A 26,849-nucleotide genomic window follows, 5' to 3' on the forward strand; every position below is an offset into this window, starting at 1 on the left:
AGCATACCGCCAGCGTTCAATCTGAGCCAGGATCAAACTCTTCAGTTTAAATCCATATATTTTAAATCTCTTTAAGATTCGAAACTCACTCAATTACTGTATATATAAAATATACGCTGGAATTGATTTGGTTCGAAACTTGTATTTCTGTAATCACTTCAATACAAGCTCCCACACAAACCACTTAAGATTAATCTGTTAAAGAACTCGAGGGAGTCAAGTGACTCAACCTCGTGAAGAGCAGGCTATTTTACATGATCTAAATCACTTGTCAATACCTAATTTGAAAAAGTTTTTTTCAGCGAGGGAAACTAAACCACCATCTCAACCTATCAAAACTCTTCAAACTCACCGCTTTTCAGCAGCGCCTCGTTCAGAAGAGGTGCTCATTATAGATAAATTCAGAGAGGTGTCAACACCCTTTTTCAATTAATTTTAAAGTATTTCACAAATAACATATTTAACAACAAGATAGAGCATAAAAATAATTGAAATTAATTGTATCAAAGCCCTCAGATTCAGCAGCACACCTAATATTTCATGCAATTTTCATCATCAACCACACTATATCATCCGCTGTCTGGCCATCATTTATAATGATTCTTAACACTTTTTATCCATTAATGACAATCATACTTACTTTATTAAACAAATAACCTGATATGATTCTTCGCCATTGATTATAAGAATCAATGATCTACACATGTAGTCAATCGATTACAACTGTAGACAGATGGTTACACTTGTAGTCACACACAGCATTCATCATTATTTTTTTGGATATGGTTCAATATGAAACAAACACTATTATATACAGCGGTGGCCACACTTCTTTTACAAGGCGCCTACGCACAAGAGACACAACAAACAGAGGCCGTGCAAACACTCGATGACATTCAAGTGATCGCAAAAATCTCTGATCAGCCAAATGTGCAAGTGATCAACCCAAAAGAAGCGATTCAGCCAGTGCCTGCACAAGATGGTGCTGAATTATTAAAACTCATTCCAAACATGAGCATCGCCCGCAAAGGTGGCGGTGGTGGTGAGCCTGTATTTCGTGGCTTAGGTGGCTCACGTCTTCGCATTTTAAGCAATGACCACATGATCCTTGGCGGCTGCGGTGGTCGTATGGATCCGCCCACAGCTTATATTTATCCAGAATCCTATGATGAAGTGATCTTCATTAAAGGCCCACAAACGGTTTTATATGGCCCAGGCAACATTGCCGGCGTGGCACGCTTTGTGCGCAATGATCGTAAATTTGATGAATTCACCACACAATTTAGTGGCTCACTCTTAGGTGGATCATTTGACCGCCTTGAGTCTTATGCCGATGCCATCATTGGCACCACTTGGGGCTGGGCACATGCAAACGCCACTTATAATAAATCAAACAACTATAAAGATGGCGCAGGCAATAAAGTTCACTCTAAATATAAAAGAGAGAGCCAAACGCTAGAATTGGGCTTAACACCCACGGAAAATACATTGATTGAATTGGGCTATGATCGCAGTCGCGGTCACACTTATTATGCAGATCGCATGATGGATGGTGTCAAATTTGACCGTGACAGCTGGCGCGTTAAGGTTAAACAAGAGAATCTCACCGAATGGCTCACAAAAGTGCAGTTTGAATACAGCCACAATAAGATTGACCATGTGATGGACAACTATTCCTTCCGTGAAGTGATTGGCAAAGGCAAAAAAAACATGAAAATGTATGCCGTCAGCAATCCTGCTCGCACCACACAAACGGCTAAACTCTTTGCAGAATTGGCATTCGGTGATACGCACACCGTTGTGGGCATGGATTGGTTTGCAGATCGCCATAAATTACGCATGACAGGCATGAAACCTTCCTTGGGTATGGCGCAAAATTACGTGAACATGCCCTATCAATTGAATCAAAAGTTCAAAAATATTGGCGTATTTGCTGAAACCACTTGGTACATCAATGATGACAATAAATTGGTGGCCGGTTACCGCCATGATCGCAATGATGCGAAATACAATCCTAATTTTGATATGAATGCAAAACTCCCTGCAAATCTACACAATCAGCGTTACAACTTAGATTCGGCATTCATTCGCTATGAACACGCCATCAATGATTGGACATTGCACGCAGGTTACGGCATGGCACAGCGCGCCCCTGATTTCTGGGAACGCAGCCGCGGCAATGGTGCACTGTTATCTAAAGAAACAAACCATGAATTGGATTTTGGCGTGTTGTATCAAACCGATGAATTAGCGTTCACAACCACCGCATTCATCAGCCACATCAGCGATTATATTTTGATTGATCAAGGCAATGCACGCAACATCAGCGCCGATCGCTACGGCGCAGAAGCCCAAGTTCAATGGAACTTTGCACCAAATTGGACATTAAGCAGCAGCCTTGCCTATACTCACGGTAAAAACAAAACCGATGGTAAAGCCCTCGCACAAATTGCCCCATTAGAATGGACCACCGGTTTAAACTGGAGCAATGAGCAATTCAGCGCAGGTGCTGTATGGCGCGTAGTGGACTCACAAAATCGCTTCGCAACAGGTCAAGGCAATATCTTTGGTACAGACTCAGGGCCAAGCGCTGGCTTTGGCGTGGTCTCTTTAAACGCAGGTTGGAAAATCCGCAAAGAAGTGACTTTATTGGCAGGCGTTGATAACGTCTTTAATAAAAACTACTCAGAGTTTGTGAGCCGCAGCGCACAAGATACATTAACGTATCAAACACAAAACTTCCGCGTCAATGAACCGGGTCGTCGCGCTTGGTTGCGTTTGAATGTGAATTTCTAATTTGCAATGAAACTTGCAGAGGTTGCAGTGCTTGCCATCGTGGCGGGGGGACATTATTTTGTGATCCAGCATTGGTTCAATGCGAAGGATCATATCTCCTCATCTTCGCCACTTGCGGGCACTGCACTTGAAGTTGCTTGGTTTACGCTGCCAGAAGCCTCCGCGCCTGATTTATCTGTTGTAAATACAGCCCTCCCCCAGGTCAACAGTCAGGCTCCGGAACTTCTGGCAGTGCAAAGCTCGTTAGATGATACCTTTACTGTCGAACAAAAGCCACAAAAGTTAAAAGAAATTCAACAAATTGACTCACCCGAACCCGTGATGCCGACCGCAAAATCACAAGAGGTGCCCACAGAAAATGCGCGTTCCACAAAAAATAAAACCGCGAAACAACCACAGGCAAAACCCACAGGTCGAACATCCGGCACTGGCACACGCGCCACAAAAACCGTCAATGGCGGTGGCAATAGTGCACAGTTTTCCCCGCCCTCTCATCAAGGCGCTGCCCTTGGCAATCGCCGCCCGAAATATCCTGAGCAATCTCTGCGTAAAAAAGAGCAAGGCCGCGTGACTTTGATTGCCCATGTGCTGCCTTCTGGCAAAGCGAGCCATGTTTCCATCAAACAAAGTAGCGGATTTACGCGCTTAGACAATGCAGCACAAAAAGCCGCTGAAAAATATCATTATCGCCCGGCAATGCAACATGGCAAACCGATTGCCTATGATTACATCTTTACCATCACATTTTCCATTCAACAAAAATGATTCGGTAAAAATGCAGGGCATAAAAAAACCTCATCACTGATGAGGTTTTACATTTATTTCTCGTCTTTTTGTGCCCGCTGGGCTTTTTGCTCTTCCACCGTCAGCGCAATGTTGTTGCGCAGATAACTTGGCGAGATTTGATCTGCATGTAATCCCATGCCATTTTCCAAATCTTCAATGGCAAGCAATGCCACTTCACCAGCGCGTGGATAAACATTTTTCTCAATCAACTCAGGGGATAACGCTTCCACCCAATTTGGTGCCACATCCCAGCCATTCCCTGCGCCAATGATGTTGCATAAGCCCACAATGCCACTGAAATTTGGAATGTCTGCAATTGGCGTCACCGCCTCTGGCAATACCGTCACCACTTGTTTATTCTCCAAGCGATAAACGCCCCAATAGACTTCTTTCATTTTGGCATCGAGCATCACAAGCACGGTGCGATCTGGATGGGTATCGAGCACTTGCTGCGCCATCGCCATCAATGATGACACCGGCACAATCGGTAAATCCATCGCCGCGCCAATGCCTTGCATAAAGGCACACGCAACGCGCAATCCCGCAAAACTGCCCGGGCCTGCCCCAAAGGCAAGACCGGTCAATTCGTTGATGTCAACTTCTGCTTCTTTCATCACCTCGTCCACCATGGGTTTTAACAACTCAATGTGTTTACGCGGTGCCACTAAGTAGCGCTCAATCAATTCACCTTCAACGTAGAGCGCGGCAGAACAAGCTTCTGTGGAGGTATCAATGGCTAAAACTTTCACTGTTCATCATCCATCGTATAGACGTCGCCACAATATGGGCAACTGACAGAACCATCCGCATTCAGCGCTAAATACACGCGTGGATGTAAATTCCACACATCTACATTCTCTGGCGGACAACAGACAATCACTTCTCTATTCTCTACATGATGAGTCTCAGGATGAGCTTTCATTCGATATCTCCCTTAGATTAGCTGGATTAATTAACGAGAAATTGGTTTATATTTCAAACGATGAGGTTGATCCGCATCCATGCCTAAGCGACGTTTACGATCCACTTCATAATCTGCATAGTTCCCTTGGAACCATTCAACGTGTGAGTTACCTTCAAACGCTAAGATGTGTGATGCCACGCGATCTAAGAACCAACGGTCATGCGAGATCACCACAACACAGCCTGCAAAGGCTAAGATGGCATCTTCAAGCGCACGTAAGGTTTCAACGTCTAAGTCATTCGTCGGTTCATCGAGGAGGATGACGTTACCGCCAGAGCGCAATACTTTGGCTAAATGCACACGGTTGCGTTCACCACCGGATAAATCTTTGATGAATTTTTGTTGATCTGAACCTTTGAAGTTAAAGCGACCACAATACGCACGTGATGGGATTTCATACGTACCCACACGAATGATGTCTTGCCCTTCTGAGATCTCTTCCCAAACGGTCTTGCTACCATCTAACGTATCACGGCTTTGATCCACGTACGCCAATTTAACAGTGTCACCCACACGGAATGTCCCTTCATCTGGCTGCAATTGACCCGTCATCAATTTAAAGAGTGTGGATTTACCCGCACCATTTGGACCAATCACGCCCACGATGCCACCGCGTGGCAAGTTAAAGCTTAAGTTTTCATACAACAATTTGTCGCCAAATGCTTTGGCCACATCCGTTGCTTCAATCACCAATTCACCTAAACGAGGACCGGCTGGAATATAGATTTCCATGGTTTCATTACGTTTTTGGAATTCTTGGCTTTCAAGCTCTTCAAAGCGCTGAATACGTGCTTTAGATTTCGCTTGACGACCTTTGGCATTTTGACGAACCCATTCAAGCTCTTGCTTCAATGTTTTTGCAAAGGCTTCTTCTTGTTTTTGTTCAGTTTCTAAACGCTTGTTCTTTTGCTCTAACCAGTTAGAGTAGTTGCCTTCCCATGGAATGCCATGTCCGCGGTCGAGCTCTAAAATCCAGCCTGCAACATTGTCTAAGAAATAACGGTCATGCGTCACCGCAACAACAGTGCCTGGATAATCATGCAAGAAGCGCTCTAACCATGCCACAGATTCAGCATCTAAGTGGTTCGTTGGTTCATCGAGCAACAACATGTCAGGTTTAGACAATAATAATTTACACAAAGCCACACGGCGTTTTTCACCACCGGATAATACCGTCACATCTGCATCCATTGGTGGTAAGCGAAGGGCATCGGCAGCGATTTCTAATTGGCGGTCTAAAGCATGGCCATCAACTGTGCTTAAGAAAGATTCCAACTCAGCTTGTTTAGAGGCTAACGCATCAAAGTCCGCATCCGGTTCAGCATATGCTGCATACACTTGATCTAACGCTGCTAACGCTTCTTTAATTGGGCCAAGGGCTTGTTCTAAGTTGCCACGAACGTCTGTGGTTTCATCTAATTGTGGTTCTTGGGCTAAATAACCAATTTTAATGCCTGTTTGTGGACGCGCCTCACCTTGGAACTCTTTATCCACACCTGCCATGATCTTCAATAATGTGGATTTACCCGCACCATTGAGACCTAAAATACCGATTTTTGCACCCGGGAAGAAAGATAAAGAAATATTTTTTAAAATTTCTTTCTTCGGCGGGACAATCTTGCTTACACGATTCATCGTATAGATAAACTGCGCCATATGATTTGCTTTCCTTACTTAAAATAAAACAGTCCACATTTTACCCTATTCATTCTAAAAACGCTTGTTTTCCATCCGATCGTGTCAATTGCAGCGCTCACACATAGATTTTAATGGTCAATCATGGCTATTTTGCGCAAAAAATGATACGTTTATAGTGTTAAAGATTCAAAAATTATCATATAAAAATCAATACACACGGAGGCGTTTTATGCGTTCATCTTTTAGTCCTAAAGCCATCTTTGGCATCATTGTTGCAATCGTGATTCTCGCGGCAACCTATTGGTATTTTTCTCGCGATGATCTCGAAGGCATTGTGGTCAGCAATGGTCGCATTGAAGTGACGCCGCTCGACATCTCCACAAAATTACCGGGGCGCATCGACACCATTTTAGCCGATGAAGGCGATTATGTAGAAAAGGGCGAAGTGGTTGCCATCATGCAGCTTGACTCATTAGAAGCCCAGCTCAATGAAGCAAAAGCCCATCATCAACAAGCGATTCATCAATCAAATAGTGCAAAAGCCATCATTGCGGCAAGAGAGAGCGATAAAGCAGCGGCACAAGCGGCCGTTTCTGCCAAGCAAAGCCAATTGTATGCAGCAGAGCGCAAGTTAAAGCGCATCAAAACATTGACGGCAAAAGGCGCAACCACTGAGCAAGATTTAGATGATCAAGAGGCTTATACCAAAGTTTTGCAGTCAGAAATTGATACAGCCGATGCCAAAGTACAAGCGGCACAATCTGCCATTGAAGCGGCTAAAGCGCAATATGTGGCCACTGAATCCCAAATCAAAGCCGCGCAAGCCACCATTGATCGCATTGAGGCAGACATTAAAGATGCCAAATTAACAGCCCCAGTCTTTGGGCGCATTCAATATCGCATTGCAGAACCGGGCGAAGTCTTACCTGCGGGCGGTAAAGTCTTAAACTTGTTAGATCTCTCTAAAGTGAACATGACGTTCTTCTTACCAACCAAAGCCATCATGCCACTTGTGGCGGGTGAAAAAGATGGCACAGAGGTGCGCATTGTTCTAGATTCCGTGCCTGAATATGTCTTACCTGCACACATCACATTCATTTCTGCTGAAGCACAATTCACCCCGAAAACTGTCCAAACCGATGATGAGCGCGAAAAACTCATGTACCGCGTTAAAGCCACTTTTGATCCTGAGTTATTGCAAAAGTATCAAAAATACATCAAAACCGGTGTGACGGGTAAAGCGTACATCAAGTTAAATGATGATCAACCTTGGCCTGAAGCCTTGAACATCCATTTATTCTAAACTTGATAAGGAGATAACATGGCTCATCCATCTGTGGTTTCGGTGAGTGATCTCACACTCAAATATGGAAAAATTGTCGCCCTTGACCATTTATCCATAGAGATTCCAAGCAACATCATCATTGGGCTCATTGGCCCAGATGGCGTCGGCAAATCGAGCTTGTTGTCTCTGATTTCTGGTGCGCGTGCCATTCAAACGGGTGAAGTGATGGTCTTAGGCGGCAACATGCGCGATAAAAAAGTGCGCGATGACATCGGCCCACGCATTGCTTACATGCCCCAAGGCTTAGGGAAGAATCTATATCCCACGCTCTCTGTTGAAGAGAATCTGCAATTCTTCGGCCGCCTCTTTGGGCACGATGCGAAAGAGCGCCGCGAACGGATTGATGATTTAACCAAAAGCACGGGCTTATATCCATTTTTAGCGCGCCCTGCCGGTAAACTCTCCGGCGGTATGAAACAAAAGCTTGGTTTATGCTGCGCGTTGATTCATGATCCTGATCTACTCATTTTAGATGAACCCACCACGGGCGTGGATCCTTTAGCCCGTGCGCAATTTTGGGATTTGATTGATCGCATTCGTTTAGAGCGCCCACAAATGAGCGTCATTGTCGCCACCGCTTACATGGATGAAGCCCAGCGCTTTGACTGGCTGATTGCCATGGACGATGGCAAAATTTTGGATACGGGCTCACCGACCGAGTTGCTCACAAAAACGAACAGTGATGATCTTGAAAGCGCCTTCATTAAACTGTTGCCTGAAGCAAAACGCGAAAACTATGAAGCGGTTGTGGTGCCGCCATTAAACATTGATGAAAGCGCGCCGATTGCCATCAAAGCCAAAGACCTCACCATGCGCTTTGGGGATTTTACGGCGGTGGATCATGTGAATTTCGAGATCCACAAAGGGGAAATCTTCGGCTTTTTGGGCTCAAATGGTTGCGGTAAATCCACAACAATGAAGATGCTGACAGGTTTATTGCCCGCAACCGAAGGCAAAGCGTGGCTCTTTGGGAAAGAAGTGGATCCTGAAGATTTAGACACACGCCGACGCGTCGGCTATATGTCCCAAGCCTTCTCTTTGTACAGTGAATTAACCGTGCTGCAAAACTTAGAATTGCATGCGCGCCTCTTTCATGTGCCAGAGGCAGAAATTCCAGCACGCGTGGATGAAATGGTCAAGCGCTTTGATCTTGAATCCGTGCTCCATGCGCTCCCCGATGACATTCCCCTTGGCATGCGTCAGCGTTTATCGCTAGCCGTTGCAATGGTGCATAAACCTGAACTCCTCATTTTAGATGAACCGACCTCCGGTGTTGATCCTGTGGCGCGCGATAATTTCTGGCGTTTACTCATTGATTTATCACGCAATGATGGCGTCACCATTTTTATCTCCACACACTTCATGAATGAAGCATTGCGCTGTGATCGCATGTCCATGATGCATGCAGGTAAAGTGCTCGACAGCGATACGCCAAAAAATCTCATCAAAAAACAAGGCACGCACACACTTGAGGAAGCCTTCATTAAATATCTGATTGATGCAGGCGCGGGGACAGAGACCAATGAAGAAAGTAAACCCCTTGTGCAAGAAGAGAGCTTGCCCACAGAGCCCCAAAAGCGCTTTAGCATTCAGCGCATGCTCAGTTACACATGGCGCGAAGCCTTAGAACTCAAGCGCGACCCCATCCGTGCGACACTTGCCCTACTTGGTTCAATGATTTTAATGATCGCCATTGGCTTTGGCATCACGCTCGATGTGGAAAATCTGCCATATGCCGTATTTGATCGTGATCAAACCACATTGAGCAATCATTACATCAGCAATATTGAGGGCTCGCGATACTTTACGGAGAAAGCGCCCATTCATAGCTATGAAGAGCTCGACGCACGGATGCAAAGCGGCGACATTGCCTTAGCCATCGAAATTCCCGGTAACTTTGCCCGCGATGTGGCCAAAGGCTTACCCGTATCCATTGGTGTTTGGGTGGATGGCGCAATGCCAAAGCGTGCGGAAACCATCCGCGGTTATGTGCAAGGCTTGCATCAAGGCTGGCTCATCAATACTGCGAAATATGAATATGGTGTGGACATTAACCCTGATTTTAATGTGGAAATGCGTTATCGCTATAATCCAGACATCAAGAGCATTCAAGCGATTGTCCCTGCGGTGATTCCCATTTTGCTCCTGCTCATTCCCTCAATGCTCACTGCCCTTTCTGTGGTGCGTGAAAAAGAGATGGGTTCAATCATCAATCTATATGTGACGCCTGTTACGAAGCTCGAATTTTTATTGGGCAAACAGCTGCCGTATATGGCCATTTCCATGCTCAATTATTTTCTGATGGTGATTTTAGCCATTTACTTCTTTGGCGTGCCGCTTAAAGGCAGTTTGCTTGCCCTCACGTTTGTGACGTTTTTATTCTGCATTTTCTCCACAGGTTTTGGGCTGTTTGCCTCAACCCTCACGAAAAGTCAGATTGGCGCCATTTTCTTTACGGTGATTGGTACATTGATTCCAGCCATTCAATTTTCAGGGCTCATTAATCCTGTGTCATCGTTGAGCACCTTTGGCAACATCATGGGCAACATCTATCCGACGGCACACATGCTCACGGCAACGCGCGGCGTCTTCAGTAAAGCACTGCACATCAACTCCCTTGGCCATGAGTTTATGGTGCTCATCATTGCTGCCCCCGTCATCATTCTCGCGAGCGTGTTGCTGCTCAAAAAACAGGAGCGTTGATATGATTGCACGAAAAATTTCCAACATTTATCGTTTAGGTGTTAAAGAGCTCTGGAGCCTCATTCGTGATCCCATCTTATTGATATTGATTGCGTTTACCTTTACTGTCTCCGTTTATACTGCGGCAACTGCAATGCCAGATGGCCTTAAAAATGCCACCATTGTGTTTGTGGATGAAGATCGCTCCACTTTATCAAACCGCATCAAAACGGCATTTTATCCACCGCAGTTCATCACGCCCTATAACATCTCTTTAAGCGAGATGGATCGCGGGCTAGATAAAGGCGATTACACCTTTGTGGTGAATATTCCGCCCTATTTTCAGCGCGATGTGCTCGCAGGCAAGCAGCCTTCTATTCAACTCAATATTGATGCCACACGCATGTCCCAAGCCTTTACGGGCAATATGATAGTCAATCAAATCATCAATGGTGAAGTGACAGAGTATTTAGACCGCGTGCGTCAGCCCGCAGAATATCCTGTGATGATTGAAGAGCGCATGCGCTTTAACCCAAATTTGACTGCATCATGGTTTGGGGCGCTGATTGAGATCATTAACCTTATTACCCTCCTTGCCATCATTTTAACGGGTGCTGCCCTCATTCGTGAGCGCGAAAAAGGCACGGTTGAACATCTCTTAGTCATGCCACTCACGCCTTTTGAAATCATGCTCTCGAAAATCTGGTCAATGGGCATGGTGGTGCTTGTTTCTGCCACATTGTCCCTCATTTTCATTGTGCAAGGGGTGCTTGATGTGCCCATCATTGGCTCGATTCCACTCTTTTTATTGGGTTCAGTGCTGCATCTATTTGCCATGAGTTCCATTGGCATTTATTTAGCCACTGTGGCGCGCAACATGCCACAATTTGGTATGCTCATGCTCCTTGTGCTCGTGCCCCTGCAAATGCTTTCTGGTGGTATGACACCGCGCGAAAGTATGCCAGAGGCCATTCAGGACATTATGGTGATTGCACCGACCACACATTTTATTGAATTGGGCAAAGCCATCTTGTTTAAAGATGCTTCAATGGCAATTGTCTGGCCACAATTTTTAATGCTATTGCTGATTGGCAGTGTGTTCTTTTATTTCGCCCACCAACGATTCAGAGCCACCATCAGTCGCATGGCCTAACCATAACATCAAGGAAAAAACCATGATTCAGATCGATAACCTACCTTATATTATTGGTTCGCCTTTAGATTTAGTGCGCATCATTCAGCAAATTGTCAAAGATGAGGATCACGCCCTCTATTATTTGGGGTTAAGCAGCCCGAGTGATGTGGAAAATTGTATCGATCAAGCGGCCCTTGACATTGCGCGCAATCCACTCATTGCGCTCTACTTTGCGTGCATTGATTATGGTCCCAATGATGGTGAAATTTTGGTGTACCATGTGCCCAATCATGCAGTTGTCAAAGGCAACATCACTCAAGATGCCGCGTTACAATTGACTGAGCGTGGCACGTTTGTCTTTGTCAATGATCAACAAAACAATGCAGCGCGCCTAGCGCATGACAGTTTAACGAATGAACCGATTGAAATCATCGTCGATCAAGCAGCAAAACCGCACATCATCCGCGAATTAGATAAGCTTGGCATCTCAACACACACGCTATTTCCTGAGATGATCTAAATGAAAAAGAATAAAAAAGGGCATCAAAGCCCTTTTTTATTGTGCTGCTGTTTGAGTGCCCAATCAATGTGTTCGCGCACAAATGCTTCATCTGACTCAAGGGCTTCAAGCGCCGCCACAATCCTTGGATCATAGTTGGCATTGCCTAAAGCCACCGTGATGTTACGAATGAACCGTGCATGCCCAATGCGGCGAATCGGCATCCCTTCTGTTTTCTTCAAAAATGTGGTTTCACTCCAGCGCAATAGATCTAAAAGCGCAATGTCATTGAGAGAATGGCGCGGCTTAAAATCATCGACAATCTCATGATTGGCAAAGCGATTCCACGGACAAAAGAGCTGACAATCATCACAACCAAAGATGCGATTGCCCATCATTGGGCGAAGTTCCTCATCAATCGCTCCAAAGTGCTCAATGGTTAAATAAGAAATACAGCGGCGCGCATCCACTTCATATGGGGAAACAATGGCGCCCGTTGGGCACTTTTGAATGCATTTAGTGCAGCGCCCACAATGCTTATCCACAACGGTGCTTGGAATCACGATCGGCAACGAGATAAACAGTTCCCCCAAGAAAAAGTATGAACCTTTCTCGCGATCAATGATCAATGTATTTTTGCCACTAAAACCGAGCCCAGATCGCTCTGCCAATTCGCGCTCTAAAATTGGGGCGCTGTCCGTAAAGGCACGAAAGGTGACCGCTTCATCGGGAAATTGCTCTGCGATCCATTGCCCAAGTTGCGTTAAACGCTTACGGATCACATTGTGATAGTCGCGCCCTAATGCATAGCGAGCAATATAAGCGCGCTGATCCTCTTTGAGCGTTGCCATCGCTTCATCATTGTTATGATAATACGGCAAACGTATCGTTAAAATGCTTTTCGTGTGTTCCATTAGCGCCATCGGGTTAAAGCGCAAATCCCCATGTTTCGATAAATAATCCATGCCGCCGTGATAACCTTTGGCCAGCCATGCTTCATAATACGCTTTGACTTCCGTTAAGGGCTTAGGCGTTTGACTGCTGATGTGGGTAAACCCAAGGGCTTCTGCTTTCTCTTTGAGGGCTTGAATGAAAGCGGGATCATCACACGTCATTCGGACCCACGCAATTTACGATGCAATTCTGCTTCCACCAATGGATGGATAAAGTCACTCACTTCACCTTTTAAGCGATAAGCCTCTTTAATCATCGTTGAAGAGATGAAAGAGTATTTCTCGGATGGTGTTAAAAATAGGGTTTCCACTTCAGGGCGCAAGCAGCGATTTAAACTCGCCATTTGAAATTCATATTCAAAATCTGAAACCGCGCGTAAACCACGAATGATCACATCCGCTTTTACTGCCTGCATATAATGGACAAGCAATGAATGAAAGCCTTGCACCTCAATGTTTGGGCAATCTTCAAAGATTTGGCGCGCCATCTCAATGCGCTCGTCCACTGAAAAAAGTGGGCGTTTAGAAGGTGAAACCTCGCTGGCAACCGCCACAATCACTTTGTCAAAAATGCGCGCCGCACGTTTAGCAATGTCAATGTGCCCATTGGTGATGGGATCAAAGGTTCCCGGATAAACCGCGATTGTTTGTGTCATAATAAGCCTTTTATTTCCACAGATATAGGGTGTTATTATATCGTATGTCCGTTTCAATTCCTCGTGCATTATTGCACAAAAATCCTGACTGCTTAGCTGAGCACCTCTTTTTGCACCATGAAATTGCAGAGCGCATGCTCTCGTATTTGGCAGAAAATCCAAATTTTAAGCCCACGCAAATTCTCGAAATGGGGCGCATCGATGATGCCCTTAAAGCTTGCTGTCAGGCAACGTATCCCGATGCGGCGTTTGATGTGCTCAATTATGAGGCGCAATTGCCACTGCGCGCGGATCTTGTCATCAGCAATCTATTTTTACAAGATGCCCCAAACATTGAAACCGCCATTGCCACGATGAAGGATCATTTAAATCCGAATGGTAAAATCTTCATGAGCACCGCAGGGCTTGAGAGCTTTGCAAACTGCATCATGCCCGATGGCCCTGAGTTTAATGATTATCCTGACATCAAGCGCCTTGGGGATTATCTGCATTCACAAGGATTCATTGATGTGATTGTGCATGTGGAAAAAATCACACTGCAATACAATCAATTAGATGCGATGCTCAAAGATCTTCGCGTTGCTGGCGGCCGCGTTGCTCGTCCTCTGATGAAAGGTTTACGCACCCGCGCATGGTACGAAGCTTGGGCAAAGCATATGGACAAAGCAAAAACCGATGGCATTTATGACATTGAGATCGAAATTCTCTATGCGCATGCACAAATGCCGCCGTTACGTGCCGCAAGCTTAAACCAAGACAATGAAGCCCACTTTGACATAAAGCATTTAAAACATCGTAAGCGCTTTGAGTAACATCTCATTTGCACTCCCCTTTAAAAGTACTAAAATGATACGGATTAGCGAGTGCTATACTTCAATCAGTCATTATCAGGAGTTCTCTATGTTTTCGGTCACAGATTCAGCATTTAAACAATTAGACGCGCAATTAGCTGCCACAGCGGAAAAGTACATCAACATTGCCATCCGTAAATCTGGCTGTTCGGGCTATCGCTATTTCATTGAATTGTGTGATGATATTGAAGGTAAACTCATCATTACAGAAACCCCGGTCACCATCGTGACGGATCAAGCGAATGAACCCTACATTCAAAATGTCACGCTTGATTATGTGCAAGAAGGGCTCAATCGCAGCTTTAAATTCAGCAACCCCGATGCGAAAAGCGAATGTGGTTGTGGCGAAAGCTTCATGTTTTAAGGAGAATACTCTATGTGCGGAATTGCAGGCATTTTAAGCTTCACCCATCAGCGACCTGAAGCGGCGCTTCTTGAAAAAATGAGCGAGCCGTTGCGCCGCCGTGGCCCCGATGGCGGACACATTGTATGTGAAGGTCCATTAGGCTTTGCCCATCGTCGCCTTGGCATCATCGATGTGAAAGCTCGCGCGGATCAACCTTTAAAAGATGCAGCAACCGGCTGCATCATCGTCTTTAACGGCACCATTTATAACTATCGTGAATTGCGCAGTGTTTTAAAAGACAAAGGCCACACATTCACAACAGAAAGCGACACCGAAGTTTTATTAAAAGCCTACATTGAATGGGGCGACAAATGTTTGACTCATTTAATCGGCATGTTTGCCTTTGCGGTGTGGGATCCACGCATTCAAAAACTCTTTGTGGCACGCGATCGCATCGGCATTAAGCCTTTGTACTTTTCCCATGATCAACAAAATTTCCTCTTTGCATCCAATACTCAGAGCTTATTGGCCTCTCAATTAGTGGATACAAACATCAACCCGATTGCTTTGCAATACATGTACACATTGCATGCAGTGGTGCCAGCGCCTTACACCATTTTCAAAGGCATTCATAAATTAAAACCTGCCCACTATTTATGGGTGGATTTAACGGGCAAAATTGAAGAGTTTCAATATTGGTCACTCAATGCAGAAAATCAGCACAAAGATTGGGATGATCGTGATTGGAAAGATGCCATTGAAGAAAAACTTCGCACCGCCGTGCGCCGCCGTTTATTGGCCGCGGATGTGGATGTGGGCGTTTTATTGTCAGGCGGTTTAGATTCCTCGTTAATCGTAGCCCTTGCCCATGAAGAAGGCGTAAAAAATTTACCCACCTTCTCCATCGGTTTTGAGGATCAGCCAGAAGAGAAAGGTTCTGAATTTGAATTCTCTGATCAAGTGGTGGAACGCTATCAAACAGATCACTACAAATATTTGATCGAAAATGGTCAAGCCTTAACACGCTTACCGGAAGCTGTGGCACAGATGTCCGAACCACTCTTTGGGCAAGATGCCATCGGCTTTTATTTGTTGTCTGAAAAAGTCTCGCAACATGTGCGCGTGGTGCAAAGTGGTCAAGGCGCGGATGAAGTCTTTGGCGGTTATTTCTGGTATCCACAAATGGCACACAGCGAAGAGCGTGATCCATTATTGCGTTTTAGCCAATTCTATTTTGACCGCGATTATCCTGAGCTTTGCAACACTTTTGCCCCGAAATTCCAAATGGATGACATCGTTGGCGAATATGTGCGTGATCAATTAACCAAGCCTTTTGCCTCAAGTTATTTAGATCAAGTGTTTCGCTTTGACACCACCACGCTCATTGTGGATGATCCTGTCAAACGTGTGGATAACATGACAATGGCGCATGGTTTAGAAGCGCGCGTGCCATTTTTAGATCATGAGTTGGTGGAATTGGCGGCAAGCATGCCAGATCACTATAAATTGATGCAAGGCGGCAAAGGCATTTTAAAAGAGATTGCCCGCGGTAAAGTGCCAGACAGCATCATTGATCGCCCGAAAGCCTATTTCCCGATGCCTGCCCTTAAATATGTACGCGGCGAATTTTATGACATGATGCGCGATGCATTGACCAGTTCAGCGGCGATTGAGCGTGGCATTTTCAATCCTGAATATGTTACACGCTTGTTAGATCATCCAGAAGCAAAAGAGAACTTTACGCGCATTCAAGGCTCTAAATTGTGGCATTGTGCTTTGCTTGAAATTTGGTTACAAAAAGTTTTACCGTAAATCATGTTTGATTCGGCGGCGTTTTTAAAAACTGTTCCCACAAAACCTGGCATCTACATCATGCGAGATGCCAGCGATGTGATCATCTATGTGGGCAAGGCCAAAAACTTAAAAAACCGCTTATCGAGTTACTTTCGAGCGTCTGGATTGTCCACAAAAACTATGGCGCTCGTCAGTCACATTGCCAGCATTGAAGTCACCATCACCAACAGTGAAAATGATGCACTGCGTTTAGAAAGTAACTTCATCAAAAAGCATCGCCCACGGTATAACGTGAGCCTCATTGATGATAAAAGTTACCCTTATATTTATCTCTCCCTTGGGCAATATCCGCGCTTAGCCTATTACCGTGGCAGCAAAAAACATAAAGGGCGCTATTTTGGTCCTTATCCTTCCTCTTCTGTGGTGCGCGACACATTAGATTTAATGAAAAAACTCTTTTTAATTCGCCAATGTGAAGATTCTGTCTTTAAACACAGAACGCGCCCGTGCCTGCAATATCAAATCAAACGATGCAGCGCGCCATGCGTCAATAAAATCACACCCGAGCAATATCAAAAAGATGTGCACAATGCCGTGCTTTTTTTAGAGGGCAACTCCCAAACATTAATCAGCGAATTGGTCAGCCGCATGCAGCAATGCGTGGCGGATTTAAAGTTTGAAGCCGCTGCCGTCATTCGTGATCAAATCAAAGCACTGCAAGCGGTGCAATCCACCAATGACATTGAGCAAGGCAGCGCATCCCTCGATTTGATTGCCCATGCAGAAAAAGGCGGGCTTCATGCGGTGGAAGTGCTCACCATTCGTGATGGGCGCGTGTTGGGCGCACGGGCTTATTTCCCCAAAGTACCAAGCAATACAGATGCACCAGAGATTCTACAAAGCTTTATTGAACAATATTATGATGCAGCACGCTTGCCGCCCAGCCACATCATTCTCAATCATGCATTGAGTATTGAAAACGGCGCGTGGCTTGAAAGCCATTTAAGTGAATTGAGCCACCGAAAAATTTCGATCGCCCATCATGTCAAAGGGCAACGCGCTCGTTGGCTAGATTTGGCGCACAAAAATGCTGAGCAAGCCATCGAGATTAAATTAGCAGGTGCAAGTAACATCCAGCATCGTTTACAAGAATTGGCGGATTTACTCCATTTACCTGAGATCGAGCGCATTGAGTGCTTTGACATTTCCCACAGTTTTGGTGAAAAAACGGTGGCTTCCGATGTGGTGTACACCAAAGAGGGATTGACGAAAAAATTCTATCGACGCTTTAACATTGAAGGCATCACAGGGGGCGATGATTACGCTGCGATGCGCCAAGCCATCACACGCCGCTTTAGTCACACTGAGGACAATCCATTGCCAGACATTTTACTCATCGATGGCGGTAAAAACCAACTGCAAGTGGGCATTGATGTGATGCGTGAGCTTGGCATTGATTCGGTTGTCTTAATTGGCGTTGCCAAAGGCGAAGGCAGAAAGGTTGGCTTAGAAACACTGTGGAAAGCTGGTGATGACACGCCCATTGACATTGAAAGCACCAGTGCTGCCTTTCATCTTATTACTCAAATTCGTGATGAAGCGCACCGTTTTGCCATTGAAGGGCATAGATCGCAGCGTGATAAATTGCGCCGTCGATCAGTATTAGAAGACATTAAAGGCATTGGCCCACAGCGAAGAGCCACATTACTCAGCCATTTTGGCGGGCTCTCTGCCCTAAAAAATGCCACCATTGAGGACATTGCCAAAGTGCCAGGCATCAGTGACAGCTTAGCGAAAGTGATTCATAAGGCATTGCATGAGGAGTGATTCACGCTTATCATCTAGCACATAAACGCCGGCGCAAAAAGTTCGCCAACATCAAGTGACCATAATCCGTCAAAATCGATTCAGGGTGAAATTGCACGCCCTCAACATCATAACGTTTGTGGCGAATGCCCATGATTTCACGTTTGCCTTGTGCCATTGTGTAAGATGCACTCACCTCTAAACAATCGGGCAATGTGGCATCATCCACAATCAACGAATGATAACGCGCCACTTTAATGGGGTTTGGTACGCCACTGAAAACACCCATCCCATCATGATCAATCAATGATGTTTTACCATGCATCACGCGCTCAGCATGCACAATGTTTGCGCCATACACCTCTGCAATGCACTCATGCCCAAGACAAATGCCCAAAATCGGAATGCGCCCAGCAAACTGGCGAATCAATTCAAGCGTAATGCCTGAATCCTGCGGCGTGCCGGGTCCTGGCGATAAAATAAACGCATCAATCGGCAATTGCTCTAATGCCTCGATGGTGATCTGATCATTCTTATAAACAACGGGCGGATGCCCCAATTGATGCAAATACGCCACAATGTTGTAAGTGAAAGAATCATAATTATCGATTAAACAGATCATGCTCACACCTTTAATCTCGCATCCACACAGCCGCGCACAGAGTTTGTCAGCACAATGCGATCTGCCGTTTGAATGTCTTGGGGATACAGCGGTTTTTCCGTACATGCATTGCCCAATGCCTGAAGCCAGGCTTGACGCATCACGCCATTGACGATGCCACTTGTCAGAGGCGGCGTATACCAATGTCCATTTTTTTCAATGAAGACATTATGAAACGAGCCTTCGGTGATTTCCCCGCGCTCATTGATCAACAGCGCATCATAGCAATCATGCTGCTTCGCGGCTTCATATGCTTTGCAATATAAAGTACGTTCTGTGGTTTTATGTGGGAAAAGTGGGTGTTTTGAATCCACTGTGACATCACTGATGATGATTTCTAGCGGCGCTTGATGTTCAATGATCGGTGAATGTGTCAGCTCAAACTTACCTTTTTGATCCACCACTAAACGAATTTTCTGATCTTCTGTCAATGGCTGCGCCATCACATCTACCAATGCTGCTTGAATCTCAGAAAGCTGCGCCGTAAAGCCTAAATCTGCCATAGAATTTGCTAAACGCGTTAAATGCATCTCTAAACGGGCAATGCTCGCAGTTTGATGCATCAAGCGCATGGACTCAATGAGCTGAACATTAGGCGTCATGCCCGTTAAAAAGCGCGCCTTTAATAAACACTCTTGATACTCTTCCCTGCACACTGAATCAGCAATGATACCACCGCCGACACCTAAGCGGGCTTGCCCAGCTTCATCAATCACGCACGTGCGAATCGGCACATTAAAACACATGTCATTGTCTGGCGTGATGTAGCCAATTGCACCCGTGTATATGCCGCGCGGTGCATCTTCGATCTGTTCGATGATTTCCATCGTGCGGATTTTAGGGGCGCCTGTAATGGAGCCACAGGGAAATAAATTGGTGAAAATGTCTGTGATGCTAATATCCGTAGCCACTTGCCCTGTTACGGTGGAAATCATTTGATGCACGGTTTCATAACTTTGAATCTCAAACAAACGATTGACTGAAACGGTGCCCGGCACTGTAATGCGGCTCATGTCATTGCGAATCAAATCCACAATCATCACATTTTCTGACAAGGTTTTTTCATCCGCTCGCATGTGCTGCAAAATGGCTTGATCTTCCGCTGCACTTTTCCCACGGGCAAAAGTACCTTTCATGGGTTTAGACTCAATCCATTGCCCTTTTTTACGGAAAAAAAGCTCAGGAGAAATCGATAAAATTGTGGCTTCAGGCAACTTCAGCAGTGCGCCATACTCAACCTTTTGGCGCTGACGCAATTGTTTATACAAGGCAAAAGGATGCCCTTTGACCGTAAAATCATAATGCGTTGTGAAATTGATTTGATAGGTATTGCCATCAGTGATGTTTTGCTGAATCACATCAAATTTTTTGGCATATTCATCTTCACTCAATGCAAAGGTGAGCCCTTCAATGCGTGCTCGATCACAGTCTAGCGCGTCAAAATAGCGCTGTACTTGATCTTGTGGGATGCGCTCTGCCGTTTTAAAAGCATACATGTGCAGCAAAATGTCATCTTGCGTGCGCGTGCTATGATCAAACCATTGACGATCCACCGTGTAATAACCTGCTTCATAACTCACATAGCCCGCCACATAATGACCACTTTTGCGAAGGTTATCGAGGGTTTTGAATGCCTCAGACAGTTCTCGTCCATCACGGCAAATGACTTCTGCCACCGGTGAATGGAACAACCAAGCCGCTTCATCGGCAGTTTTGGTGTTTTCTAATAAAATAAAGCAATCGTGATCAAGCAAATTCATGGCAGCTAAAATGTTTCGGTAATATCAAAATCCGTGATTTCATAAATGAGTTCGTAGAGCATCTCTTCGCCCACATCTTCATACGATTCATCCACAAATGGAAAACCTAGACGCTGCTCTTCAGGTAAATAATTGCCCATATTGCCAGCGACTTGTTGCTCCGCCTCGATCCATTGGCGCGTGAGTTCACCATTGTCATAATGCTCAAACCACAAGCCTTCGGCGTCATCATTCACCGCAAAAAAGTAAAGATTGTGCCCTGTGGATAATTTTTTTAATGTGCGGGCAAAATTCTCTTCAAAGCAATGATCGACCGGCATACAGACAAACGTCCACTCACCATGGCTGACGCTCACCGCTTGATTTTGCAACACAGTATCGTATAGATCATGCTGCTGCTCCACCGCAGAGAAATGGTTGGCTAACTCCGAAAACTTCGGCGCGAAAACGATGGCGATGTCCATATACAATCCTATCCACAGAAAATGAAGCAAGGGCGATATTGTAGTACAACCTGCCATGAATTGCTCAGAGGAAACGCGAATTTATTTCGCCCATAAAAAATGCTTCCCGAAGGAAGCATTCATTGGTGCGATGAATCGCCTATTTTTTCTTTGGTCGAAATGCCTGACAATGCGCAGGATCCGTCTCCATGAAAGGCGCGCCAATCAAATCTAAACAGTAAGGAATCGCTGAGAAAATCCCATGAACGATCACTTCATTGTTTTCACCACGCACGCCGCCTAATGTTTCAGCAATCGCTTTAGGGCGACCAGGCAGATTCACAATCAAGCTTTGTCCACGAATCACTGCCACTTGGCGCGATAAAATCGCCGTTGGCACATAATAAAGACTGATTTGACGCATCTGTTCGCCAAAGCCTGGCATCTCTTTATCGGCAACCGCTAAAGTTGCCTCTGGCGTCACATCACGAATGGCAGGACCGGTGCCGCCTGTGGTCAACACAAGCGAGCACCCTTCATCATCCACTAAACGCTTTAATGTGGCTTCGATCTCTGCTTGTGTATCGGCGATCAATGCCTCCACAAACGTCATTGGCGTCGTCACAGCTTGCTCTAACCACGCTTTTAAGGCTGGCAATCCTTCATCTTGATAGATGCCGGCACTTGCGCGATCACTGATAGAAACTAAACCAATTTTCATCATACTTTTTCCTTAAATCAATAATGTTGGAACAAATCCTAACAATACTAACAAGAAAACGTTGGCAGAGAAAATCACTTGTGAGCCATAACATGGCGTAATGGTGATGTTTGCATTGTCATCAGCTTGATCAAAGAACATCACTTTAATGACGCGTAAGTAGTAGAACAAGCCCACTACAGATGCCAATAAACCAATGATCACTAAGAAACCATAACCGGATTGATAGGCATTTTCTAACACAAAGAATTTCGCCACAAAGCCCACAAATGGCGGAATGCCACCCATTGACAACATGATCAATGCCATGAGTACGCCTAAGTAACCATGCTGACGACCAAAGCCTTTTAAATCAGAGATTTCAGAGATGGATTGACCATTTTTATTGACCAACAAAATGAAACCAAACGCTGCAATCGTGGTGAATGCATAAGTGATCGCGTAGAAATAACCTGTCGCAGGAATGTTCAAATCATTGCCCGCATACAAGCCTAACAACATAAAGCCTGCGTGTGATACGGCTGAATAACCCAACATGCGGCGAAGGTTCGTTTGACGAAGTGCCACAAAGTTACCGATCACAAAGGATAGGATGATCACAATCGCAAGCATCTGTTGCCATTGTTCCGTCACTTGATAACCTGCCACCATTAACATGGAGTAACCCATTGCCATCGCAGCAATTTTAGGCGCAGCACCGATGAACATTGCAACAGGCGCAGGTGCACCTTCGTACACATCGGGCACCCATGCATGAAATGGTGCCACACCAAGTTTAAAGGCAATGCCCACAACGATGAAGACCAACGAGAAAGTCAATAACATGATGCTTTGATCAAAGTTTTGGCTCGCAATGGAAGAGATCGCTTGACCAATCACTTGAAGATTCAAGGATTGACCGACGCCATACAACAATGCCATACCAAAGAGTAAAATGGCAGAAGCCATCGCACCCATCACAAAGTATTTCATCGCAGCTTCAGTCGCTTTACCATCTTTACGGTTAAATGCCACCAATGCGTACATTGGTAAAGACATCAACTCTAATCCTAAATACACCATCAATAAAGTATTGGCAGACACCAACACCAACATGCCAATGGTGGATAAAAGAATCAAGACATAATATTCAGCATGATCTAAATTGGTTTCAGACAATTTAGGGAAGCTGTAAATTAAGCCAAGCAACACCACAAGCAACATCGCGCTTTTGAGCTGACCATTGATGCCTGTGAGGACAATTTCACTGTTCCAAAAATACAAAGGCTCTGTACCCGCTGGCACCACTGTCAACAACACAACGAATGCCGCTAAAATCGCAACCATACTCACAAGATGGATCGTCATGATGCGACTTTGCTTGCTGATGCACTCAAGTAAGAGAATGCCCACCACTGCAACTGTCAGAATGATCTCTGGCAAGATTGCAATAAAGTCCATTGAAGTTAATACGCTCATAATGATTTAATCCTTTCTATGGCTGTCCATTGATCATTGGAAGACTGGTTAACAGGTGATCGATGGATGCCTGCATCACATTTGCAAGTGGCGCTGGCCACACACCTAAGACAATAATGAAGATTGCCAACATCGCGAGTAAGAAGTATTCACGACCATTGAGATCCTTCAACTCTTTAACATGTTGATGCACCGCTTCCCCTAAAATCACACGTTTAGTGAGCCATAAGTTATAGCCCGCACTTAAGATCAATGAGGTTGCCACAGCAATCGTGATGTAAATGCCATAATGGAAGCTTGCCAATAACACCCAGAACTCACCAATGAAGCCCGATGTACCTGGTAAACCTGAGTTGGCCATGGCAAAGAAGATGAAGAATGCACCAAAGATTGGCATAGAGTTGATCACGCCGCCGTAATCAGCAATTTCACGTGAATGAACGCGGTCATACAACACGCCGATGGATAAGAACATCGCCGCGGATACAAAACCGTGAGAGATCATCTGCATCATACCGCCTTGGATCGCCATTTGATTGGCCGCCATTGGCGCATCTAAGAAAGCAACCGGCAATACAAATCCTAAAGTCACAAAGCCCATGTGCGCAATCGATGAATAAGCGATCAATTTTTTCATGTCTTTTTGGGCAAGTGCCACAAATGAGATGTAAATGATCGCGATGATGCTCATGGCAATGATCATCGGTGCAAAGAAGGCAATCCCTTCAGGCACGATTGGCAACATGAAACGTAAGAAACCATAACCACCGATTTTAAGTGTAATGGCTGCTAAGATCACAGAACCACCGGTAGGCGCTTCAACGTGCGCAGAGGGCAACCATGTGTGCACAGGCCACATGGGTACTTTAACTGCAAAGCCCGCTAAGAATGCCAATAACAACCATTTTTGTTGGCTCAACGAGAGATCTAAATCTGCAAAGTTGGCAATGGAAAAGGTCGTATTATTCGACTGCATGTATAAGTAGATGATGCCCACTAACAAGAAGATCGAACCTAAGAAGGTGTATAAGAAGAATTTCAATGCCGCTTGAACACGATTAGGTCCGCCCCAAATCCCGATGATTAAGAACATCGGAATCAACATCGCTTCAAAGAAGACATAGAACAAGATGGAATCCATCGCCGCGAACACACCATTCATTAAGCCTGCCATGATGAGGAAGGCACCTAAATATTGGTGACGCTTATAGGTGATCACATCCCAACCGGCAATCACAACCACAACGGTCATGAAGCTCGTTAACAGGATAAATGGCATGGATAAACCATCCACCCCTAAATGGTAATTGATCCCCAATGTTGGAATCCATTGTTTTAATTCTACAAACTGCATGGCTGCGGTCTCTGAATTAAAGAGACCGTAAAGCGGCAATGAAAGCACTAATGTGACAAGACTCGCGAGGAGTGCGAACATTCGCACTCGACACGCATTTTTATCACCGATTAATAGTGTCACGATGCCCGTGATAATGGGCACCCAAATCACTAAACTTAACCAAGGCATATTTTCGATACTCATCATTATGTCCTTATTTAAAAATGATTACCCAAGTCATCAATACCACCAAACCAAATGCCATTAAGTAGGCGGAATGGAAGAGATAACCGGTTTGAAGTTTTCTAAATACGCCACCTAATTTAGACATTAACGTAGCAGAACCATATACAGCTGTTTGATCGATCAAGCGATCGTCCACATTCTTCCAGAAGAAGCGGCCTAAGCCCACTGCCCCATCGGCAATGTATTTCTGGTTGAAATCATCAAAGTAGTATTTATTGGTGAACACTTTGAGGATGCCAGTGCGATCTAACGCTGATAAGTATGCTGTTTCCACCGTTGGTTTTTTCAAGTAAGCATACCAAGCAAAGAAACCGCCGATGATGGCTAACCATACAGGGACAGAAACAAAGCCATGTAAACCCATGTGCCAAACGCTGCCAAACTCTTCAGCCACTTTTGCCATTGCAGGATGTGCACTGCTGACTGTGATCGCATCTTGTAAGAATGTGCCCATGATGAAGTCTTTGGCCACAAAGACACCCACCAACAATGATGGAATGGCCAATAGAATCAATGGGACCGTCACAACGGCTGGTGACTCATGCGGTTCATGTGCCACAAAACCTTCTTTATGATCATGCTCACCCATCGTTGGGTCGACTTGATAACGAGGTTTACCGTGGAACACTAAGAAGTATAAACGCAATGAATACACCGCTGTGATGAACACACTCGCCACCACGGAGAAGTAAGCAAAGCCGCTGCCAAAGATCGTGCTGTTTTCAACCGCAAGGATGATGGCATCTTTTGAGAAGTAACCAGAGAAGAATGGTGTACCGATCAATGCCAATGTCCCGATCAAGCAAGTGAACCATGTGATTGGCATCTTCTTACGAAGGCCGCCCATAAAGCGCATGTCTTGTTGATGGTGCATGCCAATGATGACAGAACCTGCCGCTAAGAAGAGCAATGCTTTAAAGAATGCATGTGTCATTAAATGGAACACCGCCGCTGAGTAAGCGGATGCACCTAAAGCAACGGTCATATAGCCTAATTGCGATAACGTTGAATAAGCCACCACGCGTTTGATGTCATTTTGGAAGATGCCCAAAATACCCATGAACAATGCAGTGATCGCACCGATGATCATGATGAAGGATAAAGCTGCGTCGGACAATTCAAAGATTGGAGATAAACGAGACACCATGAAGATACCCGCTGTAACCATCGTTGCCGCATGGATCAATGCTGAAATTGGCGTCGGGCCTTCCATTGAATCAGGCAACCAAACATGTAATGGCACCTGTGCGGATTTACCCATTGCACCGATGAATAAGAAGATCGCTGCAAAGGTGATCACGCTCCATTCTGTGCCTAAGAACGCAAATTTTTGTGTGAGGAAACTGCCTTCTTTCACGCTCTCAAAGATGTCTGCATAATGCAAGTGACCGGTTAAATAAACCATACAAGCAATCCCGACGATGAAGCCAAAGTCACCGACACGGTTGACGATGAAGGCTTTCATATTTGCATAGGTTGCCGTTGGGCGCTTGAACCAGAAACCAATCAATAAGTAAGACACTAAACCCACTGCTTCCCAACCAAAGAAGAGTTGCATGAGGTTGTTTGACATCACAAGCATCAACATTGAGAAGGTAAAGAGCGAAATATAACTGAAGAAACGGTTATAACCCGGATCACCTTTCATGTAGCCGATGGAATAGATGTGCACCATTAATGAGACAAACGTCACCACAACGAGCATCATCGCCGTTAAGTTATCCACAAGGAAACCCACCGCGACGGCTAAATTACCCACGCTCATCCATTCGTAAACGTTGCCATTAAAGGTTGGCACTTCGCCCGTGCCATGCAAATACAATACATAACCAGACAATGCCGCAGAGACCGCCACTAAAGCGATGGTCACAGTGTGCGCCATTCTGTTTGAGATCACACGGCATAAAAGCCCTGCGAACGCCGCGCCAATGAGCGGTAAAAATGCGATTAATAGATAGATCGTTTTCATTGCA

Annotated in this window: 23 protein-coding genes; 11 read left to right on the top strand and 12 right to left on the bottom strand. The window is 45.2% G+C overall.

The window, feature by feature from the left end; all coding sequences use genetic code 11:
• The first annotated feature begins 220 nt into the window (after nt 1-220).
• The 3 genes from B143_RS09940 to B143_RS0108065 all read left to right on the top strand — a co-directional run bounded on the left by B143_RS09940 (nt 221) and on the right by B143_RS0108065 (nt 3,561).
• Entirely contained in the window at nt 221-433 is a 213-nt protein-coding gene (locus tag B143_RS09940; RefSeq protein ID WP_155964878.1) for a hypothetical protein, read from the top strand.
• A 359-nt stretch (nt 434-792) separates the two neighbouring features.
• The gene (locus tag B143_RS0108060; protein ID WP_018122879.1) at nt 793-2,796 is read left to right on the top strand and encodes a TonB-dependent copper receptor; all 2,004 of its coding nucleotides are present in this window, start codon (nt 793-795) and stop codon (nt 2,794-2,796) included.
• Nucleotides 2,797-2,802: 6 nt separating this feature from the next.
• Nucleotides 2,803-3,561 (top strand): energy transducer TonB, encoded by a 759-nt coding sequence (locus tag B143_RS0108065; protein WP_018122880.1) that lies wholly within the window; start codon nt 2,803-2,805, stop codon nt 3,559-3,561.
• 53 nt (nt 3,562-3,614) lie between these two features.
• On the opposite strand, the gene tsaB is transcribed toward B143_RS0108065, so the two are convergent.
• Genes tsaB through ettA form a run of 3 tightly spaced genes read right to left on the bottom strand, consistent with a single transcriptional unit; the run spans nt 3,615 to nt 6,202 of the window.
• The gene (gene tsaB, locus B143_RS0108070) at nt 3,615-4,331 is read right to left on the bottom strand and encodes a tRNA (adenosine(37)-N6)-threonylcarbamoyltransferase complex dimerization subunit type 1 TsaB (protein ID WP_018122881.1); all 717 of its coding nucleotides are present in this window, start codon (nt 4,329-4,331) and stop codon (nt 3,615-3,617) included.
• Entirely contained in the window at nt 4,328-4,504 is a 177-nt protein-coding gene (locus B143_RS09890; RefSeq protein ID WP_008316128.1) for a zinc-finger domain-containing protein, read from the bottom strand. Before B143_RS09890 ends, tsaB begins: the two co-directional genes overlap by 4 nt.
• 30 nt (nt 4,505-4,534) lie before the next feature.
• Complete coding sequence (gene ettA, locus B143_RS0108080; protein ID WP_018122882.1) at nt 4,535-6,202, bottom strand: energy-dependent translational throttle protein EttA; 1,668 nt, start codon at nt 6,200-6,202, stop codon at nt 4,535-4,537.
• A gap of 211 nt (nt 6,203-6,413) precedes the next feature.
• On the opposite strand from ettA, the gene B143_RS0108085 reads away from it, so the two are divergent.
• Genes B143_RS0108085 through B143_RS0108100 form a run of 4 tightly spaced genes read left to right on the top strand, consistent with a single transcriptional unit; the run spans nt 6,414 to nt 11,866 of the window.
• Entirely contained in the window at nt 6,414-7,487 is a 1,074-nt protein-coding gene (locus B143_RS0108085; RefSeq protein ID WP_018122883.1) for an HlyD family secretion protein, read from the top strand.
• 18 nt (nt 7,488-7,505) lie between these two features.
• Complete coding sequence (gene rbbA, locus B143_RS0108090; protein WP_018122884.1) at nt 7,506-10,232, top strand: ribosome-associated ATPase/putative transporter RbbA; 2,727 nt, start codon at nt 7,506-7,508, stop codon at nt 10,230-10,232.
• A 1-nt stretch (nt 10,233) separates the two neighbouring features.
• Entirely contained in the window at nt 10,234-11,364 is a 1,131-nt protein-coding gene (locus B143_RS0108095) for an ABC transporter permease (RefSeq protein WP_008316124.1), read from the top strand.
• A 22-nt stretch (nt 11,365-11,386) separates the two neighbouring features.
• On the top strand, nt 11,387-11,866 hold the full coding sequence (locus B143_RS0108100; protein WP_018122885.1) for a hypothetical protein: 480 nt from the start codon (nt 11,387-11,389) through the stop codon (nt 11,864-11,866).
• Between the two features lie 23 nt (nt 11,867-11,889).
• On the opposite strand, the gene queG is transcribed toward B143_RS0108100, so the two are convergent.
• Together queG and coaD are read right to left on the bottom strand one after the other, a co-directional pair.
• Nucleotides 11,890-12,960: a tRNA epoxyqueuosine(34) reductase QueG gene (gene queG / locus B143_RS09765; RefSeq protein WP_008316122.1), complete on the bottom strand. Its 1,071-nt coding sequence runs from the start codon at nt 12,958-12,960 to the stop codon at nt 11,890-11,892.
• Nucleotides 12,957-13,454 (bottom strand): pantetheine-phosphate adenylyltransferase, encoded by a 498-nt coding sequence (gene coaD, locus B143_RS0108110; RefSeq protein WP_008316121.1) that lies wholly within the window; start codon nt 13,452-13,454, stop codon nt 12,957-12,959. Before coaD ends, queG begins: the two co-directional genes overlap by 4 nt.
• Nucleotides 13,455-13,498: 44 nt before the next feature.
• Here coaD and B143_RS0108115 point away from each other — a divergent pair, with 44 nt between their 5' ends.
• From B143_RS0108115 to uvrC, 4 genes are all read left to right on the top strand, one after another.
• Nucleotides 13,499-14,266 carry a methyltransferase domain-containing protein gene (locus tag B143_RS0108115; protein ID WP_018122886.1) on the top strand — a complete coding sequence of 256 codons (768 nt, stop codon included), beginning with the start codon at nt 13,499-13,501 and terminating at the stop codon, nt 14,264-14,266.
• A gap of 88 nt (nt 14,267-14,354) precedes the next feature.
• A complete protein-coding gene (locus tag B143_RS0108120) occupies nt 14,355-14,669 on the top strand; it encodes a HesB/IscA family protein (protein WP_018122887.1) in 315 nt (104 codons plus the stop codon).
• 12 nt (nt 14,670-14,681) lie between these two features.
• Nucleotides 14,682-16,463, top strand: a complete 1,782-nt coding sequence (locus B143_RS0108125; RefSeq protein ID WP_018122888.1) for an N-acetylglutaminylglutamine amidotransferase — start codon at nt 14,682-14,684, stop codon at nt 16,461-16,463.
• Between the two features lie 3 nt (nt 16,464-16,466).
• Nucleotides 16,467-18,272, top strand: coding sequence for an excinuclease ABC subunit UvrC (uvrC, locus tag B143_RS0108130; RefSeq protein ID WP_018122889.1), 1,806 nt, complete (start codon nt 16,467-16,469; stop codon nt 18,270-18,272).
• 10 nt (nt 18,273-18,282) lie between these two features.
• Here the strand turns inward: uvrC and B143_RS0108135 are convergent, their stop codons facing one another.
• From B143_RS0108135 to nuoL, 7 genes are all read right to left on the bottom strand, one after another.
• Nucleotides 18,283-18,873, bottom strand: a complete 591-nt coding sequence (locus tag B143_RS0108135; protein WP_018122890.1) for an anthranilate synthase component II — start codon at nt 18,871-18,873, stop codon at nt 18,283-18,285.
• A gap of 2 nt (nt 18,874-18,875) precedes the next feature.
• Nucleotides 18,876-20,672, bottom strand: a complete 1,797-nt coding sequence (gene pabB / locus B143_RS0108140; protein WP_018122891.1) for an aminodeoxychorismate synthase component I — start codon at nt 20,670-20,672, stop codon at nt 18,876-18,878.
• Between the two features lie 5 nt (nt 20,673-20,677).
• Entirely contained in the window at nt 20,678-21,136 is a 459-nt protein-coding gene (locus B143_RS0108145; RefSeq protein ID WP_018122892.1) for a hypothetical protein, read from the bottom strand.
• A 139-nt stretch (nt 21,137-21,275) separates the two neighbouring features.
• The gene (mog, locus tag B143_RS0108150; protein WP_018122893.1) at nt 21,276-21,839 is read right to left on the bottom strand and encodes a molybdopterin adenylyltransferase; all 564 of its coding nucleotides are present in this window, start codon (nt 21,837-21,839) and stop codon (nt 21,276-21,278) included.
• Nucleotides 21,840-21,848: 9 nt separating this feature from the next.
• Nucleotides 21,849-23,294, bottom strand: a complete 1,446-nt coding sequence (locus B143_RS0108155; protein WP_008316104.1) for an NADH-quinone oxidoreductase subunit N — start codon at nt 23,292-23,294, stop codon at nt 21,849-21,851.
• A gap of 16 nt (nt 23,295-23,310) precedes the next feature.
• Entirely contained in the window at nt 23,311-24,834 is a 1,524-nt protein-coding gene (locus B143_RS0108160; protein WP_008316103.1) for an NADH-quinone oxidoreductase subunit M, read from the bottom strand.
• Nucleotides 24,835-24,844: 10 nt separating this feature from the next.
• Nucleotides 24,845-26,845: an NADH-quinone oxidoreductase subunit L gene (gene nuoL, locus B143_RS0108165; RefSeq protein WP_018122896.1), complete on the bottom strand. Its 2,001-nt coding sequence runs from the start codon at nt 26,843-26,845 to the stop codon at nt 24,845-24,847.
• Between the last annotated feature and the right edge of the window lie 4 nt (nt 26,846-26,849).

Source organism: Wohlfahrtiimonas chitiniclastica DSM 18708 (genome assembly GCF_000375345.1).
Taxonomy (GTDB): Bacteria; Pseudomonadota; Gammaproteobacteria; order Cardiobacteriales; family Wohlfahrtiimonadaceae; genus Wohlfahrtiimonas; species Wohlfahrtiimonas chitiniclastica.

Coding starts and splice junctions, on each gene's coding strand:
- B143_RS0108060 (WP_018122879.1), top strand. CDS start 793: ATGAAACAAACACTATTATATACAGCGGTGGCCACACTTCTTTTACAA.
- B143_RS0108065 (WP_018122880.1), top strand. CDS start 2,803: ATGAAACTTGCAGAGGTTGCAGTGCTTGCCATCGTGGCGGGGGGACAT.
- B143_RS09890 (WP_008316128.1), bottom strand. CDS start 4,504: ATGAAAGCTCATCCTGAGACTCATCATGTAGAGAATAGAGAAGTGATT.
- ettA (WP_018122882.1), bottom strand. CDS start 6,202: ATGGCGCAGTTTATCTATACGATGAATCGTGTAAGCAAGATTGTCCCG.
- B143_RS0108085 (WP_018122883.1), top strand. CDS start 6,414: ATGCGTTCATCTTTTAGTCCTAAAGCCATCTTTGGCATCATTGTTGCA.
- rbbA (WP_018122884.1), top strand. CDS start 7,506: ATGGCTCATCCATCTGTGGTTTCGGTGAGTGATCTCACACTCAAATAT.
- B143_RS0108095 (WP_008316124.1), top strand. CDS start 10,234: ATGATTGCACGAAAAATTTCCAACATTTATCGTTTAGGTGTTAAAGAG.
- B143_RS0108100 (WP_018122885.1), top strand. CDS start 11,387: ATGATTCAGATCGATAACCTACCTTATATTATTGGTTCGCCTTTAGAT.
- queG (WP_008316122.1), bottom strand. CDS start 12,960: ATGACGTGTGATGATCCCGCTTTCATTCAAGCCCTCAAAGAGAAAGCA.
- coaD (WP_008316121.1), bottom strand. CDS start 13,454: ATGACACAAACAATCGCGGTTTATCCGGGAACCTTTGATCCCATCACC.
- B143_RS0108115 (WP_018122886.1), top strand. CDS start 13,499: ATGTCCGTTTCAATTCCTCGTGCATTATTGCACAAAAATCCTGACTGC.
- B143_RS0108120 (WP_018122887.1), top strand. CDS start 14,355: ATGTTTTCGGTCACAGATTCAGCATTTAAACAATTAGACGCGCAATTA.
- B143_RS0108125 (WP_018122888.1), top strand. CDS start 14,682: ATGTGCGGAATTGCAGGCATTTTAAGCTTCACCCATCAGCGACCTGAA.
- uvrC (WP_018122889.1), top strand. CDS start 16,467: ATGTTTGATTCGGCGGCGTTTTTAAAAACTGTTCCCACAAAACCTGGC.
- B143_RS0108135 (WP_018122890.1), bottom strand. CDS start 18,873: ATGATCTGTTTAATCGATAATTATGATTCTTTCACTTACAACATTGTG.
- pabB (WP_018122891.1), bottom strand. CDS start 20,672: ATGAATTTGCTTGATCACGATTGCTTTATTTTATTAGAAAACACCAAA.
- B143_RS0108145 (WP_018122892.1), bottom strand. CDS start 21,136: ATGGACATCGCCATCGTTTTCGCGCCGAAGTTTTCGGAGTTAGCCAAC.
- mog (WP_018122893.1), bottom strand. CDS start 21,839: ATGATGAAAATTGGTTTAGTTTCTATCAGTGATCGCGCAAGTGCCGGC.
- B143_RS0108155 (WP_008316104.1), bottom strand. CDS start 23,294: ATGAGCGTATTAACTTCAATGGACTTTATTGCAATCTTGCCAGAGATC.
- B143_RS0108160 (WP_008316103.1), bottom strand. CDS start 24,834: ATGAGTATCGAAAATATGCCTTGGTTAAGTTTAGTGATTTGGGTGCCC.
- nuoL (WP_018122896.1), bottom strand. CDS start 26,845: ATGAAAACGATCTATCTATTAATCGCATTTTTACCGCTCATTGGCGCG.